At 71.8% G+C, this 15,200-nt stretch carries 11 protein-coding genes; 6 read left to right on the forward strand and 5 right to left on the reverse strand.

Annotated features, from left to right (window positions below; translation table 11 throughout):
* Nucleotides 1–5 precede the first annotated feature (5 nt).
* From O7631_RS20935 to O7631_RS20945, 3 genes are read right to left on the reverse strand one after another with little or no spacing between them, the layout of a single operon-like run.
* Nucleotides 6–1,124 carry an FUSC family protein gene (locus O7631_RS20935; RefSeq protein WP_278145785.1) on the reverse strand — a complete coding sequence of 373 codons (1,119 nt, stop codon included), beginning with the start codon at nt 1,122–1,124 and terminating at the stop codon, nt 6–8.
* 36 nt (nt 1,125–1,160) lie between these two features.
* Entirely contained in the window at nt 1,161–1,535 is a 375-nt protein-coding gene (locus O7631_RS20940; RefSeq protein WP_278145786.1) for a sensory rhodopsin transducer, read from the reverse strand.
* Nucleotides 1,535–2,749 carry a D-arabinono-1,4-lactone oxidase gene (locus O7631_RS20945; protein WP_278145787.1) on the reverse strand — a complete coding sequence of 405 codons (1,215 nt, stop codon included), beginning with the start codon at nt 2,747–2,749 and terminating at the stop codon, nt 1,535–1,537. The genes O7631_RS20940 and O7631_RS20945 overlap by 1 nt, the downstream gene beginning before the upstream one ends.
* 77 nt (nt 2,750–2,826) lie before the next feature.
* On the opposite strand from O7631_RS20945, the gene O7631_RS20950 reads away from it, so the two are divergent.
* The 5 genes from O7631_RS20950 (at nt 2,827) to O7631_RS20970 (ending at nt 9,991) form a co-directional block, all read left to right on the forward strand.
* Complete coding sequence (locus O7631_RS20950; RefSeq protein WP_278145788.1) at nt 2,827–4,644, forward strand: glycoside hydrolase family 15 protein; 1,818 nt, start codon at nt 2,827–2,829, stop codon at nt 4,642–4,644.
* A 158-nt stretch (nt 4,645–4,802) separates the two neighbouring features.
* Nucleotides 4,803–4,952, forward strand: coding sequence for a hypothetical protein (locus tag O7631_RS20955; RefSeq protein WP_165947858.1), 150 nt, complete (start codon nt 4,803–4,805; stop codon nt 4,950–4,952).
* Between the two features lie 17 nt (nt 4,953–4,969).
* A complete protein-coding gene (locus O7631_RS20960; protein WP_278145789.1) occupies nt 4,970–6,400 on the forward strand; it encodes a class I SAM-dependent methyltransferase in 1,431 nt (476 codons plus the stop codon).
* Nucleotides 6,393–8,429 (forward strand): sulfatase-like hydrolase/transferase, encoded by a 2,037-nt coding sequence (locus O7631_RS20965; RefSeq protein ID WP_278145790.1) that lies wholly within the window; start codon nt 6,393–6,395, stop codon nt 8,427–8,429. Before O7631_RS20960 ends, O7631_RS20965 begins: the two co-directional genes overlap by 8 nt.
* Before the next feature lie 278 nt (nt 8,430–8,707).
* Nucleotides 8,708–9,991, forward strand: a complete 1,284-nt coding sequence (locus tag O7631_RS20970; protein WP_145782519.1) for a citrate synthase — start codon at nt 8,708–8,710, stop codon at nt 9,989–9,991.
* Nucleotides 9,992–10,203: 212 nt separating this feature from the next.
* Here the strand turns inward: O7631_RS20970 and O7631_RS20975 are convergent, their stop codons facing one another.
* Nucleotides 10,204–10,848 carry a maleylpyruvate isomerase N-terminal domain-containing protein gene (locus O7631_RS20975; protein WP_278145791.1) on the reverse strand — a complete coding sequence of 215 codons (645 nt, stop codon included), beginning with the start codon at nt 10,846–10,848 and terminating at the stop codon, nt 10,204–10,206.
* A 474-nt stretch (nt 10,849–11,322) separates the two neighbouring features.
* The gene (locus O7631_RS20980) at nt 11,323–12,804 is read right to left on the reverse strand and encodes a glycosyltransferase family 4 protein (RefSeq protein ID WP_278145792.1); all 1,482 of its coding nucleotides are present in this window, start codon (nt 12,802–12,804) and stop codon (nt 11,323–11,325) included.
* A gap of 277 nt (nt 12,805–13,081) precedes the next feature.
* Between O7631_RS20980 and glgX the strand changes: the two genes are divergently transcribed.
* A complete protein-coding gene (gene glgX / locus O7631_RS20985; RefSeq protein ID WP_278145793.1) occupies nt 13,082–15,199 on the forward strand; it encodes a glycogen debranching protein GlgX in 2,118 nt (705 codons plus the stop codon).
* The last annotated feature ends 1 nt before the right edge of the window (nt 15,200 follow it).

The raw sequence follows: 15,200 nt of genomic DNA on the forward strand, positions 1-15,200 counted from the left end.
GGCGGTCAGTCGGCGGCGGCCTCACGGACCAACCGGCGTGCCTCGTCGCGGGGCACGCCGGTGGCCCGCAACAGGTCGTTGGCGGCGGTACGGAGTTGGGACACCACGATCGTCCCGGAGAAGCCCAGACCCTCCCGGCACGCCCCACCGGCCTCCCGGACCGCGCGCAGCACCCGCGCGCGGGCCTGCACGGGCTCCTGGGCGGCGAGGAACTCCCGGTTCAGCAGTCGGACCGCCTCGCCCAGGTGCTCCACCGCCGCCGGCAGGTCGGCCGGCACCGGCTCCTCGTCACGCAGCGTGGTGCCGATCCGGCGGACCAGACCACGGCTGTTGCGGAAGGCCCGCTGCATGTGGGTTACCCCACCACGGTACGCGGCGATCGCCCGTCGTCGACGCCACCGCACCGGCGAGAACCGGACCACCTCGTCGGCGGCGTTCGCCACCTCGGTGAGCCGTTTGAGGGTCGGGTCGGCGGCGCGCATCCGCTCCAGCGTCGCCTGCGCGCGCCCGCTGTCCGCCTGCGCGAGGGCCTGCGCCGACGCGGTCATCTCCCGGGCGAACAGGTCCAGGGCGGGTTCGGCGGCCCGGCGTACCGTCCGCAGCGGGTTGATCGGCAGGAGGACGAGCATCACCAACAGACCGGCCGCCCCGCCCACCAGCGCGTTGATCGTGCGCGGCCATTCCAGGTCGGGCGCGCTCGGGGTGAGGGTGGCGATGAGGACCGCCGTACCGCCGGCCTGGGTCATCAGCGCCCCGGTGCCGCGTACCAGCACCGCGACCGCGATCGCCAGGAACACGATCACACCGGTCTGCCACGGCCCGGTGCCGAAGAGGCCGATCAGCAGGTCACCCGCGGCGATGCCGAGCACCACCCCGGCGACCAGCTCCAGCGCGCGGTGGGCGCGCCGACCCAGGGACGCCGCGATGACGGCGACGGCGGCGGCCGGCGCGAACGTCGGTTCCGGGTTTCCGAGGACCTGACTGGCCACCACCCAGGCCAGGGCGGCGGCCAACCCGGACTGCAACGCCACGATGAGGTACGTCTGCAACCGCTGGTAGCCGCCGCGACCGGCGTCCACGAGCCGGGCACGCAGCCCGCCAGGCGCCCCGGCCGTCGGTGTCATGGTCGCGGTTACCCGGCGCGGCCGGGCGCGAACCTGTCAGGCCGGGTACGCCATGGTCGCGGCCAGCGCCACCACCCCCGGCAGACGGGTGTCCTGGCGCAGGAACTGCACCACCACGGGCACCGGGGACCGCAGCAGGGCGCCGTACGGTCGGTCCAGCCGTACCGCCTCCGGGTCGATCAGGTCGTTGAGCCGGACGTGGCGCACCCGGCGGGCGTCCACGGGCAGGGCGTACGGGCCGACGGGCTCGTCGTCCTCGTAGTAGATGTGCAGCTCGACGTCGGCCCGCCGGTCGGTGGCGTTCAGGACGCAGAGTTGGTCGAAGCCGGTGAACTCCGGCTCCGGGCCGTTGCTGGGGAACGGGATGTGCCCGCCCGGCACGACCCAGAGGCAGGCGCCGACGTCGGGCATCAGGTCTCCTCCAGCAGTCTGGCGAGGTCCGGGCTGAGGAACACACCGTCCGGGTCGAGCCGGCGGCGGGCCGCCTGGAAGTCGTCCCAGCGGGGATAGAGGGGCCGCAGGTCGCCGGCGGTCAGCCAGTGCTTCTTGCCCCAGTGCGGTCGGCCCCCGTACTGGCGGAACACCGCCTCCATGTCCCGGAAGTAGTCCTCGTACGGCAGCGAGGTGTTCTGCAGGCACGCGATGGTGGTGGTGGGCCGTCCGTACGCGTTGCTCAGCCAGATGTCGTCGGCGGCGATGCTGCGCACCAGCACCCGCCAGCCGGCGATCTTGCGGTGCCGTTGCATGATCCGGGCTCGGACCTCGGCGAAGCAGGCCGGGAACGCCTCCGACGGCAGCATGTACTCGATCTCCTCGAACCGCAGGTCCCGCTCCTGGGGGATGGTGCGGTGGATCGGCCCGGACCGGATCTCGTGGGGCGCCCCCCACGGGCCGGAGTCCGGCACCCGCGGCGCGGCCCACACCCGCGCGTCGGGCCCACCGTCGACACGGTTCAGGGTGCGGATCTGGGTCTGGTCGCTGCGCGGGTACCAGTAGAAGTCCATGTTGCGGTTGGTGTGCTGCAACTCGGCGAGGTGGTCGAGGGTCCACTCGACGTGCGCGCACCACGCTCGACGGCGCAGCTCGTAGCGGGGCTGCACGTCCAGGGTGACCTGGGTGACCACGCCGAGCGCGCCCAGCGACAGACGGGCCGCCGGCAGCAGGTCGGCGTTGTCGTCGGCCGAGATGTCCAGCACGTCGCCGGTGCCGGTGACCAGGCGGACGCCGGTCACCTGGGTGCACAGGTTGCCGAAGCCGAGGCCGGTGCCATGGGTGCCGGTGGCCGTCGCCCCGGCGATCGACTGGTAGTCGACGTCGCCGAGGTTGTCCATGGCCAGCCCGGCGTCGTACAACCCCTCGCCGAGGGTCTTGAGCTTGGTGCCCGCCCACACCCGGGCCCGGCCGTGGTCCTCGTCGATGACACCGGCGAGCCGGTCCACGCTGAGCAGGATGTCGTCGGTACGCGTCAGAGGGCTGGACGAGTGACCGGACCCGACCGGGCGAATCGTCCCTCCGGCCTTCCGCGCGCGGACGACCAGGTCCCGTACCGCGTCCTCGTCGGCCGGCTCGGCGTACTCCCTCGGCGTGAACGAGAGGCTGCCGGACCAGTTGACGAACCGTCGCATGCGGGGGACTACCCGGCGGCGCGACCGGTAGTCACCGACCGCTGTTTCCGAGGTCCCGCGGCGGGTAAGCCCGCCGCGTGCCGGTTCCCGGCTCGACCTCCCCGCCGATCGACTCGTACGCGTTCCTCTCCGACACCCACACCGGGGCGCTCGTCGGCGTGGACGGCACCGTCGACTGGTTCTGCGTGCCGCACTTCGAAGGTGACGCGGTCTTCGCACGCCTGTTGGCCCGGCGCGTGGGTGGCGCGTTCACGCTCGCGGTCGAGGGTTGTGCCGAGCCGGTCCGCCGGTACCTGCCCGGCACGTTGGTGCTGGAGACCCTGCACCGCGCGGCCGGGGGCAGCGCTGTCGGTCAGGACTTCCTGGCAGTCCGCGCCGGTGACGCCGCGCAGCCGTTCCGCGCGGGCATGCTGCTGGTACGCCGCCTCACCGTGCGCCAGGGTTCGGTGTCGGTACGCGCCGAGGTGACACCCCGGCCCGGCTACGGCGCCCACGCCGTCGGGTGGCACCGCGACGGTGACCGGTGGGTGGCCGTCGACGCCGGGCTGGGGCTCCGCTCGACGCTGCCGTTCCGCGTCGACGGGGCGACGATGCGGGCCGAGGTGGTGCTGCACGCGGGGCAGACGGTCGACGTGCTGCTCGACTACGGCGCAGGCCCGGTCGAGGCGGTCGACTCCACCGAGCTGTTGGCGCAGAGCTGTCGGACCTGGCGCGAGTGGTCCGACCGTGCGGACTACACCGGCCATGGCAGCGACCAGGTACGGCACAGCGCCGCCGTCCTGCGGGGCCTGTCCTTCGACGAGACCGGGGCGTTGCTCGCCGCGCCCACCGCCTCGCTGCCCGAGGAGATCGGCGGGGTCCGCAACTGGGACTACCGCTTCACCTGGCACCGCGACGCCGCGCTGCTGCTGCTCGCCCTGTTCCGGCTGGGCCACGCCGAGGAGGGCCGTCGCTATTTGCGCTTCCTGCTGACGACCTGCGCCGGTGCCGGCGCCGACCTGCCCCCGCTCGTCGGGATCCACGGGACGACCGGCGAGGAGAGGGTCCTCGACCACCTCGACGGGTACGCCGGCTCCCGCCCGGTGCGCGTCGGCAACGAGGCCGCCCACCAGGTGCAGTTCGACACGTATGGGCACGTGCTCGACGCCGCGCTGTCGTACCAGCAGCTCACCGGCGAGTTGACGGATGCGCAGTGGCGGGTGCTGCGCCGGCACGTCGACACCATGGCCGCCCGGTGGCGGGAACCCGACCACGGCATCTGGGAGATCCGGGGACCGCGCCGGCACTACGTCAACTCGAAGGTGATGGCCTGGGTCTGCCTCGACCGGGGCATCCGCCTCGCCGAGCTGCTCGGCGACGACGACGCGCCCGTCGGCAGGTGGCGCACCAACCGCGACGCCGTCCACGCCGAGGTGATCGCGCGCGGTTACGACACCGGCATCGACAGCTTCGTGCTGGCGTACGACTCGACGCAGCTCGACGCCTCGCTGCTGCGGATACCCCTGGTCGGGTTCCTCCCCGGGGACGACCCCCGGGTGGTCGCCACCATCGACCGCGTCCGGCGGGACCTCGCCGTCGCACCGGCGCTGATCCGGCGGTACGCGATCGACGACGGCCTGCCCGGCGAGGAGGGCGCGTTCCTGCTCTGCTCCTTCGAGTTGGTCTCCGCGTTGGTGCTGGCGGGGCGGCGCGACGAGGCGGCGGAGTTGTTCGACAACCTGTGCGGGTACGCCGGACCCCTCGGCCTGTACGCCGAGCAGGTCGACGCCGCCGGCACCGCGCTGGGCAACTACCCGCAGGCCTTCACCCACCTCGCGTTGATCGAGGCGGCCCTGAACCTCGACGGCGCTGGCGACCGCGACGCCCTGCACGCGTGGGCGGACCGGAGCGTGTGAATCACATCCTGTGGTGAGGCTGGGAGTCCGGCAATGTGCCCGCGACGCGGATGGCGATCGGCGTACGGTGAGGGACAAGTCCGGCTTTCTGGGTCAAAAGCCTCACCGCTGCATGCTCGGGACGCCGGTGTCGAGACGGCAAACCCAAGGAGCGATCGGTGGAACATCTGGCCTACCTGGACGCGGGATCCGGCAGCCTGATCGTGCAGGCGGTCGTCGGCGGGGTGGCCGGCGCAGCGGTCGCCGCGAAACTCTACTGGCGACGCCTGGTCGACCGGTTCCGCCGGCAACCGACCGACCAGCGCTGAGCGGGCCGACCCCGACGATGGCGATCTCACCCACCGAGGTACGGCCCGAGCCGGCCTCCTTCCGCGACCCCGCCAACCGGGTCTTCCACGTCGGCGACGAGGTGCTGCGCGGGCTGGACCCCCAGGCCGCCGCGCACTGGCGGGCGCTCAACGGCAGCACGTTCTTCCCGGCGCTCGTCGCCGCACGCAAGGTCTGCGCCACCGAGGACGCCCCGCCGACCCTGGTACCCGCCGCGACCGGCAACCCGTGGGCCGCCGTGCTGCGCCACGAGCGCATCCCGTTCGTCTCCCACCCGTACGAGTGGTCGTTCGGCATGCTGCGCGACGCCGCCCTGCTGCACCTGGAGATCCTGCGCGCCGCGCTCGGCGAGGGCTTCACCACCAAGGACGGCTCGGCGTACAACCTGCAGTGGCGCGGCGCCGACCCAGTCTTCATCGACATCGGCTCCTTCGAACCGGTCCGCGACGGCGAACCGTGGGCCGGCTACCGGCAGTTCTGCCAGACCGTGCTCTACCCGCTGATGCTCACCGCCCACCTGGGCGTCGACTTCCAGCCGTGGCTGCGCGCCCGCGTCGACGGCATCGAGGCCGACGAGCTGCGACCACTCTTCGGCGGGACCCGCCGGCTGCGCCCCGGCGTGCTGACCCACCTGCACCTGCACGGGGCCATGCAGCAGCGCAACGCCGCCGCCAGCACCACCGAGGTACGCGACCAACTGCGGGCCGCCGGCTTCTCCCGGGAGTTGCTGCTGGCCACCGTACGAGGCATCGAGAAACTGGTCCGCAAACTGGACCACCGCCCCGCCGGCAGCCACTGGTCGGACTACCAGGTCACCTGCGGCTACTCGGCCCGCGACCGGGTGGCGAAGGAACAGTTCGTGGTCACCTCCGTGGCCGCCGGCGCCCGCCCCCGCCTGGTGCTCGACCTCGGCGCCAACGACGGCCGGTACTCCCGGTTGGCGGCCGGGCACGCCGACTACGTGGTCGCCGTCGAACAGGACCCGGCGGTGGTCGACGAGCTGTACCGCAAGCTGCGCTCCGAGGGGCAGCGCCGGATCCTGCCGCTGGTGCTGGACCTCGCCGACCCGTCACCGGGTGGCGGCTGGCGCGGCGTCGAACGGGCCGGCTTCGCCGACCGGGCGCCCGCCGACGTGGTGCTCGCCCTCGCCGTCGTGCACCACCTGGCGATCGGGCGCAACGTGCCGCTGCCGGAGGTCGTCGACTGGCTGGCCGGGCTGACCTCGCCGGGCGGCACCGTGGTGGTCGAGTTCGTCCACCCCGAGGACCCGATGGCCACCCGGCTGTTGGCCAACAAACCCGCAGGCCTCTTCCCGGACTACCGACGCGACACCTTCGAGACGCTGCTCGCCGCCCGGGGCCGGATCACCGAGCGGCTGGAACTGCCCTCGGGCACCCGCACGCTCTACCGAACGGTGATCGGTGGCTGAACCGCCCGTCGCCACCCCTGCGCCGCCTGCCGCCCTGCGGTGGGACCGGGGCTGGCGCGGTGAGCTGGGCCGGCTGCTGGAGGTGACCGCGCTGGTCGGGCTGGTGGTCACCCAACCGCTGCTGGACGTGCTCGGCCGCAGCCCTGACTTCTTCCTGTTCCACCGCGCCGACCCGGCGCAGATCCTGCTGCTGGTCGCCCTGGTGGCGGTGCTGCCCACGACCGGGGTGGTGCTGCTCGGCGCGCTCGGCCGGCTGGCTGGCCGGACCGTCCGCGCCGTCACCCACACCGGGCTCGTCGGGCTGCTGATCGCCGCCCTCGCCGTGCAGGTGGGCCGACACGTGACGCCGCTTCGGGGCGTACCGCTGCTGGTGGTGGCCCTGCTCATCGGGGCCGGCGGCGCTGTCGCGCACCAGCGCTGGCGGGCGCCGCGCCTGGTCCTGCGGCTGGCCGCCGCCGGGCCGGTCGCCTTCGTGGCGCTGTTCCTGTTCGCCTCGCCCACCTCCGCGGTGGTCCTGCCGCGCGGCGACGGCGGCGCGGCCGGCACCGCGCAGGGCGGGGGAGTGCACCCGCCGGTGGTGATGCTGATCCTCGACGAGCTGCCGCTGGTCAGCCTGCTCGGCGCCGACGGGACGATCGACGCGGCGCGGTTCCCGCACTTCGCGGAGCTGGCCGGCGCGTCCACCTGGTACCGCAACGCCACCGGCGTCAGCGGATGGACGCCCAACGCGCTGCCCGCGATGCTCACCGGCCGCTACCCGGCGAAGCCGGTCGCCCCGCACTACTCGCAGTACCCGGACAACATCTTCACCGCCTTCGGCGGCCTCTACGACATTCGCGCCGAGGAGAGCATCACCCGCCTCTGCCCGCCCAGCCGGTGCGAACAACCGGTCACCCCGGAACAGGGGCTCGGCGTGCTGGCCCGGGAGACCGGCAAGCTCCTCGGCCGGATCGCCGCGCCCACCGAGAGCGCCGTCGACCCGGAGGATTCCTACCGGGAGCAGACCCGCGTCGAGGCCGGCCTGGACGCCGCCGAGCCGGTGCCGGCCGACCCGAAGTTCCGCTGGGACAGCCTGGACGACAACCAGCCGGCCCGGTTCACCAGCTTCCTGGCCGGGCTGAAACCGGCGCCCCGGCCCACGCTGCACTTCCTGCACCTGCTGATGCCGCACTCGCCGTGGGCCTACCTGCCGTCCGGTGCCCGCTACGACGCCCCCGAGGACCTTCCCAACGACGGCGCCGGCTGGGTCGACCTGGCCCGGCAGCGTCACCTCGCCCAGCTCGGCTACACCGACCGGCTGATCGGCGAGACCCTGCGGACGCTGCGTGCCAGCGGCCTCTACGACCAGTCCCTGCTGGTGGTGACCGCCGACCACGGCGTCAGCTTCCGTCCCGGCGCTCAGGGCCGGGGCATGGACGCGATCAAGGCCGCCGCCGGCGAGGTCGCCTGGGTGCCGACGTTCGTCAAGGAACCCCGGCAACAGACCGGCCGGGTGGACGACCGCAACTGGGAGCACGTCGACCTGCTGCCGACCGTCGCCGACGAGGCCAACATCCGGCTGCCCTGGCGCGTCGACGGCCGCTCCGCCCGGCAGGCCCCGCGCACCGACGGCACGAAGCACTTCTACGACCGCCCAGGCGTTCCGACCACCTTCCCCGGCGGAGTGCCCACCCCGCCACCGCTGCCGACCCCGCACCCCCTGGTCGGTACGCAGGTGCGCGCCGGCCCGGCCGCCGGTAACGCCCGGGTAGCCGACCTGGCCGCGTTCACCGCCATGGACCCGGACACCGGAACCCTCCCGGCACTCGTCTGGGGCGACGTCCCGGACCAGATCCCGGACGGCACGCTGTTGGCGGTGGCCGTCAACGGCCGGATCGGGGCCGTCGTCCCGGCGGTGCCCCCCGACCCCGGCGGCCGCCGGTTCGCCGCGCTGCTCACCGACGACACGCTGTTCCGCGCCGGCGCCAACCAGCTCGACGTCCTCCAGGTCACGCCGGACGGTACGCTGCGACGCCTCACCCTGTCGTGACCTGTGCGTCTGGCCTGTTCCCGGTCGGCGTTCCGGCTGGGTTTCGGCCGGGTCCTGGCTGGCGTCCCGGCTGGGTTTCGGCCTGGTCTCGGCCGGCGGTCCGGCCCGCTTTCGGCCGGGTCCCGGCTGGCGGGATGTTGGGTTTCCCGGCGGCCCGGTCGGGAATCGGGTGACGCATGCCTCACCGCAGAACCACGGCGGGCGTTGTCCACCGGGCCGCAATTACGGTAGAAGCGAAGGCAATTCAACGTAGATCTGCCGGCGAAGCGAGGAACCACATGACGGAAGTCAAGCTCGATCACCCCGGTGGGCAGCTGTCGATGCCGGTACATCCCGCGGTCGAGGGCCCCGCCGGTATCGGGGTGAGCAAGCTGCTGAAGGAAACCGGGATGACGACGTACGACCCCGGTTTCGTCAACACCGCGGCTGCCTCATCCGCGATCACCTACATCGACGGCGACGCGGGCATCCTGCGTTACCGGGGATACCCGATCGAGCAGTTGGCCGAGAAGTCCTCCTTCCTGGAGGTCTCGTACCTGCTCATCTACGGTGAGCTGCCGACCGAGCAGCAGCTGACCGAGTTCACCGAGTGGATTCGGCGGCACTCGCTGCTGCACGAGGAGATGCGTCGCTTCTTCGACGGCTTCCCCCGGGACGCCCACCCGATGGCGGTGCTGTCGTCAGCGGTGAGCGCCCTGTCCACCTTCTACCAGGACAGCCTGGACCCGTTCGACTCCGAGCACGTGGAGATCTCCACGGTCCGGCTGATGGCGAAGGTCCCCACCATCGCCTCGTACGCGTACAAGAAGTCCATCGGGCAGCCCCTGCTCTACCCGGACAACTCCCTCGGGTACGTGGACAACCTCCTGCGGATGACGTTCGGCGTGCCGGCGGAGCCGTACGAGGTCGACCCCGTGATGTCGAAGGTGCTGGACATGCTCTTCGTCCTGCACGCCGACCACGAGCAGAACTGCTCCACGTCGACAGTCCGCCTGGTCGGCTCCAGCAACGCCAACCTGTTCGCCTCGGTCTCGGCCGGCGTGAACGCGCTGTTCGGCCCGCTGCACGGCGGCGCGAACCAGGCGGTGCTGGAGATGCTCCAGCAGATCCACGCCGGTGACGACGACGTCCGGTCCTTCGTCCGCAAGGTCAAGGACAAGGAGGACGGCGTCAAGCTGATGGGCTTCGGCCACCGGGTCTACAAGAACTACGACCCGCGCGCGGCGATCGTCAAGAAGGCCGCGCAGGACGTGCTGGGCCGCATGGCCAAGCCGGACCCGCTGCTGGACATCGCCATGGAGCTGGAGGAGATCGCGCTCGCCGACGACTTCTTCGTCTCCCGGCGGCTCTACCCGAACGTGGACTTCTACACCGGCCTGATCTACAAGGCCATGGGCTTCCCGACCAAGATGTTCACGGTCCTCTTCGCGCTCGGCCGGCTCCCCGGCTGGATCGCCCAGTGGCGCGAGATGATCAGCGACCCGGAGACCAAGATCGGCCGTCCGCGGCAGGTCTACGTCGGTGCCGCCGAGCGGGACTACGTCCCCTTCAACGAGCGCTGACCTCCATCGCTCTTCGCACCACAGTTTGTCGTACCACCGCAGGCCGTCGATCCGCTCGGGTCGGCGGCCTGTCGCCTTTCGTCGGTCGCGGGGTGGCGGCCTCGGCCCGGCCAGGTGGGCTTGATCGACTCGGCTTCCTGGAAGTCGGGGCATCGGCGGCGCTGGGATACCGCGCCTTCACGGAAACCGAGTCGATCAAGCCGGGTCGGGTGTCAGAAGGCGGAGATGTCCTGCGCCCGTTCGCTGCGGCTCAACGCGCTGATCAGCGCGGACTGACCATGGCGGCGAACGGCCAGCCGCACCAGCAGGTCGCGGACCGGGTCGAAGACCTCCGCCGGGAACTCCGGCGTGGGTACGCCGATGCTCACCGCGAGGTCGTCGGAGTGGACCACGACCTCCAACTGGCGGGTCAGCAGGAAGTCACCGCGCCGCAGGGCCCAGCCCTGCCACGGAATGGGTACGACGTCCAGAGCCGCGCCGCGCGCCAGCAGGTTTCCCGCCTCCTCGAGTGCGGCGGCGGATCGGGCGTGCAGGTCGGCGGGGCCTCGGGCCGCTTCGGCTTCGTCGTTGCTCGCGGCGACCGAGGCTTCGTCGGGGGTCCCCTCGCTGACCCAGGCCGCCCGCTCGTAGTGGTTGTCGGCCGACTCCAACACCGGCAGGTCGCTCGGCGTCGGCAGCAGCTCCGCCGCCCGGATCGCCTGACGTCCCAGGTGGCACGCCAAGCCGCCGATGGACAGATGGGGCAGCACACTCGGGCGTGACCACTGCTCGGACACCTCGGGGCGGCGAATCAGGTCCAGAGCGATCGAAGCGGCAACCGGGAACGCGGAATCCAGGGCGTCGACAGGGCGAGACATCCGCACATTCTGGCAGCCCTGACGGGTCCCCGCCGCGCGGCAAGACGCGGTGGCAGCCCGGGCGGTGGGTCACGGACCGGCGGGCCTTGATCGTCTCCATGTCGCCGATGTGGCGGTATCCAAGCGCTGCGTTACCGCCACGTCGGCGATGTGGAGTCGATCAAGCGCCGCGCCGCGCCGCGCCGCGCCGGGGCGTGCGGGCCGGGCTGGACTGCCGGCAGCGCGCCCCGGCGGGTCTCGATCGTCTCCATGTCGCCGATGTGGCGGTATCCCGGCGTGGCGATACCGCCACGTCGGCGATATTGAGTCGATCAAGCGTTGGGGCGCCGCCCGCGAGGTCAGCGCGCCTCCGAGGTCAGCGCGCCTCCGAGGTCAGCGCGCCTCCGAGGTCAGCGCGCCTCCGAGGTCAGCGCGCCTCCGAGGTCAGCGCGCCTCCGAGGTCAGCGCGCCTCCGAGGTCAGCGCGCCCCCGAGGTCAGCGCAGGCCGGCGGCGGCCAGCAGGTTGCCGTCGGGGAGCGCCGGTAGCGCACGACCCTGGGACATCCGCCGCTCGGCCCGTTCGGCGGTGAACGCGGCGTCGGAGTGGATGGCGGCGGCGTAGCTGGCGGCGGTGCGCTGGGCGATCGCGGACCAGCCGTACTGGTCGTGGACCATCCGACGGGCGCGGCGGGCCATCACCCGGGATCGCTCCGGGTCGGACAGGAGCGCGTCGATGGCGTCGGCGAGCCCGTCCGGGTCGTGCGGGCGGAAGGTCATTCCGGTGACGCCCGGCTCGACGATTTCGGCGAGGCCACCGGTGGCGGCGACGGCCAGGGGTGCGCCGGCGGCGGCGCCTTCCAGGGCCACCATGCCGAACGGTTCGTAGATGCTTGGCACGGCGAAGCAGTCGGACGCGGCCATCAGCGCGGGCAGGTCGGTGCCGCCGAGGAAGCCGGGCATGGTGACCATGCCGCCCAGACCACGGCGGTGCACCTCGGCTTCCAGTTCGGCGCGGTACGGGCCGTCGCCGGCGATCACGGCACGCAGCCCGGGGTGGCGCTCGCGCAGTCGGGGGAGTGCGGCGATGAGGTGCTGGACGCCCTTCTCGTACACGAGGCGACCGGCGAAGGTGACCAGCGGGCCGTTCCCGGCGAAGCGGGCCCGGGCGGCGGCGACCGCGCGCGAGGGCACCCGCCAGCGGTGCGGCTCGACGCCGTTGGCGACCACGTCGACCCGTGCGGCCGGTACGCCGAACAACGCGTTCACCTCGTCGCGCATGTACCCGGAGCAGACGATCACCCGGTTGGACTCGCCGCTGAGCCACTGTTCGACGCCGTGGATGGTGCGGTTCATCTCCTCCGGCAGCCAGCCCTGGTGCCGGCCGGCCTCGGTGGCGTGGATGGTGCTGACCAGCGGGATGTCCAGGTGGTCGCGCAACGTCATAGCGGTGTGTGCGACGAGCCAGTCGTGGGCGTGGATGACGTCGTACGAGCCGGCCTGGGTGGCGCGCAGGGCGGTGCGGGTGAGGGTGTGGTTGAACGCCATGGTCCACGCCAGCAGGGAGTCGGTGGCGAGGGGGAAGGTCACCGGGTCCTCGGGGGCGCGCAGGATGCGCACGCCGTCGGCGTACTCCTCCAGGGGTGCGCCCTCGCAGTGGCGGGTGACGACGGTGACCTCGTGGCCGGCGGCGGCGAGGGCCACCGACAGGGCGTGCACGTGGCGGCCGAGGCCGCCGACGAGCACCGGCGGGTACTCCCAGGACAGCATGAGGATGCGGCGGGTCTGCGGGGGCACCCCGGGGCCGGGCTGCGCCGGCACGATCGTGGCGGGCTGCACGGACGGACCGGGTGGTGTCGAGAGCGGCGGCCGGGAAGTGAGGGTGGGCCGGTGGGCCCGGTCCTTGGTGGTAGCGGTCTGCTCGTCGACCCGCAGGGTCACGTCGATCTCCGTCCAGGGCAGGGTGGTGCGCGCCGACATCGGTGGCGGCGGAGCGACAGGTGGAAGGGCGGCCGAGGGCCTGGCGGGCACGCGCGCGAACGCTTGTCCCCGATCAAGGAAAGTCCATCCGGCCCAAGAACGCACCTCGAAAACGGCCATCGTGACGGACAACACCTGAGGGTTTACCGCACATCAGACGGGTGGTTTCCGGGCACTCCCTGAAAGGATGGATTGGCGCGGCCGGGCCGGGGGCACTACCTGCGTGCGCGCGGGCAGCCTCGGCCGGTGCGCACCTCACCATGGGCAAGGGAGCGACATGCAGGTCTGGCCGGGCGAGCGGTACCCGTTGGGCGCCACCTACGACGGGATGGGCACCAACTTCGCCATCTTCTCCGAGGTCGCCGAGCGGATCGAGCTGTGCCTCTTCGACGAGTGGGACACCGGCGCGGAGCGGCGTGTGGAGTTGCGTGAGGTGGACGCGTACGTGTGGCACGCGTACCTGCCGGGCATCGAGCCGGGGCAGCGCTACGGCTACCGGGTGTACGGCCCGTACGACCAGGCGAACGGGTTGCGCTGCAACCCGCACAAGCTGCTGATCGACCCGTACGCGAAGGCCATCGACGGTGACATCCAGTGGGACCCGGCGGTCTACGACTACGTGCTGGACGAGCCGGAGCGGATGAACGAGACCGACTCGGCGCCGTTCATGCCGAAGTCGGTGGTGGTGAACCCGTACTTCGACTGGGGCAACGACAAGCCGCCGCGCACGCCGTACCACCACTCGGTGATCTACGAGGCCCACGTGCGCGGGTTGACGATGCGGCACCCGGACATCCCGGAGGAGCTGCGCGGCACGTACGCGGGCATCGCCTCCCCGCCGATGATCGACTATCTGACCCGGCTCGGGGTGACGGCGATCGAGCTGATGCCGGTGCACCAGTTCGTGCACGACCACCGGCTCAACGATCTGGGGCTGCGTAACTACTGGGGCTACAACACGATCGGCTTCTTCGCCCCGCACCACGGCTACTCCGCGCTGGGCCGGCTCGGTCAGCAGGTGCAGGAGTTCCGGGGCATGGTCAAGGCGCTGCACGCGGCGGGCATCGAGGTCATCCTCGACGTGGTCTACAACCACACCGCCGAGGGCAACCACCTCGGGCCGACGTTGAGCTTCAAGGGCGTGGACGCCCCGAGCTACTACCGGCTCAGCGAGGAGGACCGCCGCTACTTCGTCGACTACACGGGCACCGGCAACAGCCTGAACGTCCGCAGCCCGCACTCCCTGCAACTGATCATGGATTCGTTGCGGTACTGGGTGACCGAGATGCACGTCGACGGTTTCCGGTTCGACCTGGCGGCCACCCTGGCCCGGGAGTTCTACGAGGTGGACCGGCTGTCCACGTTCTTCGAGGTGGTGCAGCAGGACCCGGTGGTGAGCCGGGTGAAGCTGATCGCCGAGCCGTGGGACGTCGGCCCGGGCGGCTACCAGGTGGGCAACTTCCCGCCGCTGTGGACGGAGTGGAACGGAAAGTACCGGGACACCGTGCGGGACTTCTGGCGTGGTGAGCCGGCCACCCTGGCCGAGTTCGCGTCGCGCATCTCCGGCTCCGCCGACCTCTACCAGGACGACGGCCGCCGGCCGTTCCACAGCATCAACTTCGTCACCGTGCACGACGGGTTCACCCTCAACGACCTGGTGTCGTACAACGACAAGCACAACGAGGCCAACGGCGAGGACAACCGGGACGGCGAGAGCCACAACCGGTCCTGGAACTGCGGCGTCGAGGGCGACACCGACGACGAGGGGGTCCTCGCCCTGCGGGCCAAGCAGCGGCGCAACTTCCTGGCCACCCTCATGCTGTCGCAGGGTGTGCCGATGATCGGCCACGGCGACGAGCTGGGCCGCACCCAGCGCGGCAACAACAACGTCTACTGCCAGGACAGCGAGTTGTCCTGGGTCGACTGGGACAACGTCGACGAGCAACTGTTGGAGTTCGTGCGGACGCTCACCGACTTCCGCAAACGGCACCAGGTGTTCCGCCGCCGCCGGTTCTTCACCGGCCTGCCGGTCGGCGGGCGCGGCACCGACGAGCCGCTGCCCGACCTGGCCTGGCACACCCCGGACGGTCGGGAGATGACCGGGGAGGACTGGGGCAACGACTTCGGCCGTTCGGTGGCCCTGTTCGTCAACGGCGAGGGCATCCGGGAACGCGGCCAGTACGGCCAGAAGCACCACGACGCGTCGTTCCTGCTCTGCTTCAACGCCCATGACGCGCCGTTGGACTTCACACTGCCCGGCAGCGAGTACGGCCAGAAGTGGGAACGGGTGATCAGCACGGCTGACCCCGAGCCCGACGACGCGACGGTGATCAGCGCGGGCGGCACCATCCGGGTGCCGGACCGCTCCCTCGTGGTGTTGGAGAGGACGATCTGAC

Source organism: Micromonospora sp. WMMD967 (genome assembly GCF_029626165.1).
GTDB classification, from domain to species: Bacteria; Actinomycetota; Actinomycetes; order Mycobacteriales; family Micromonosporaceae; genus Micromonospora; species Micromonospora taraxaci.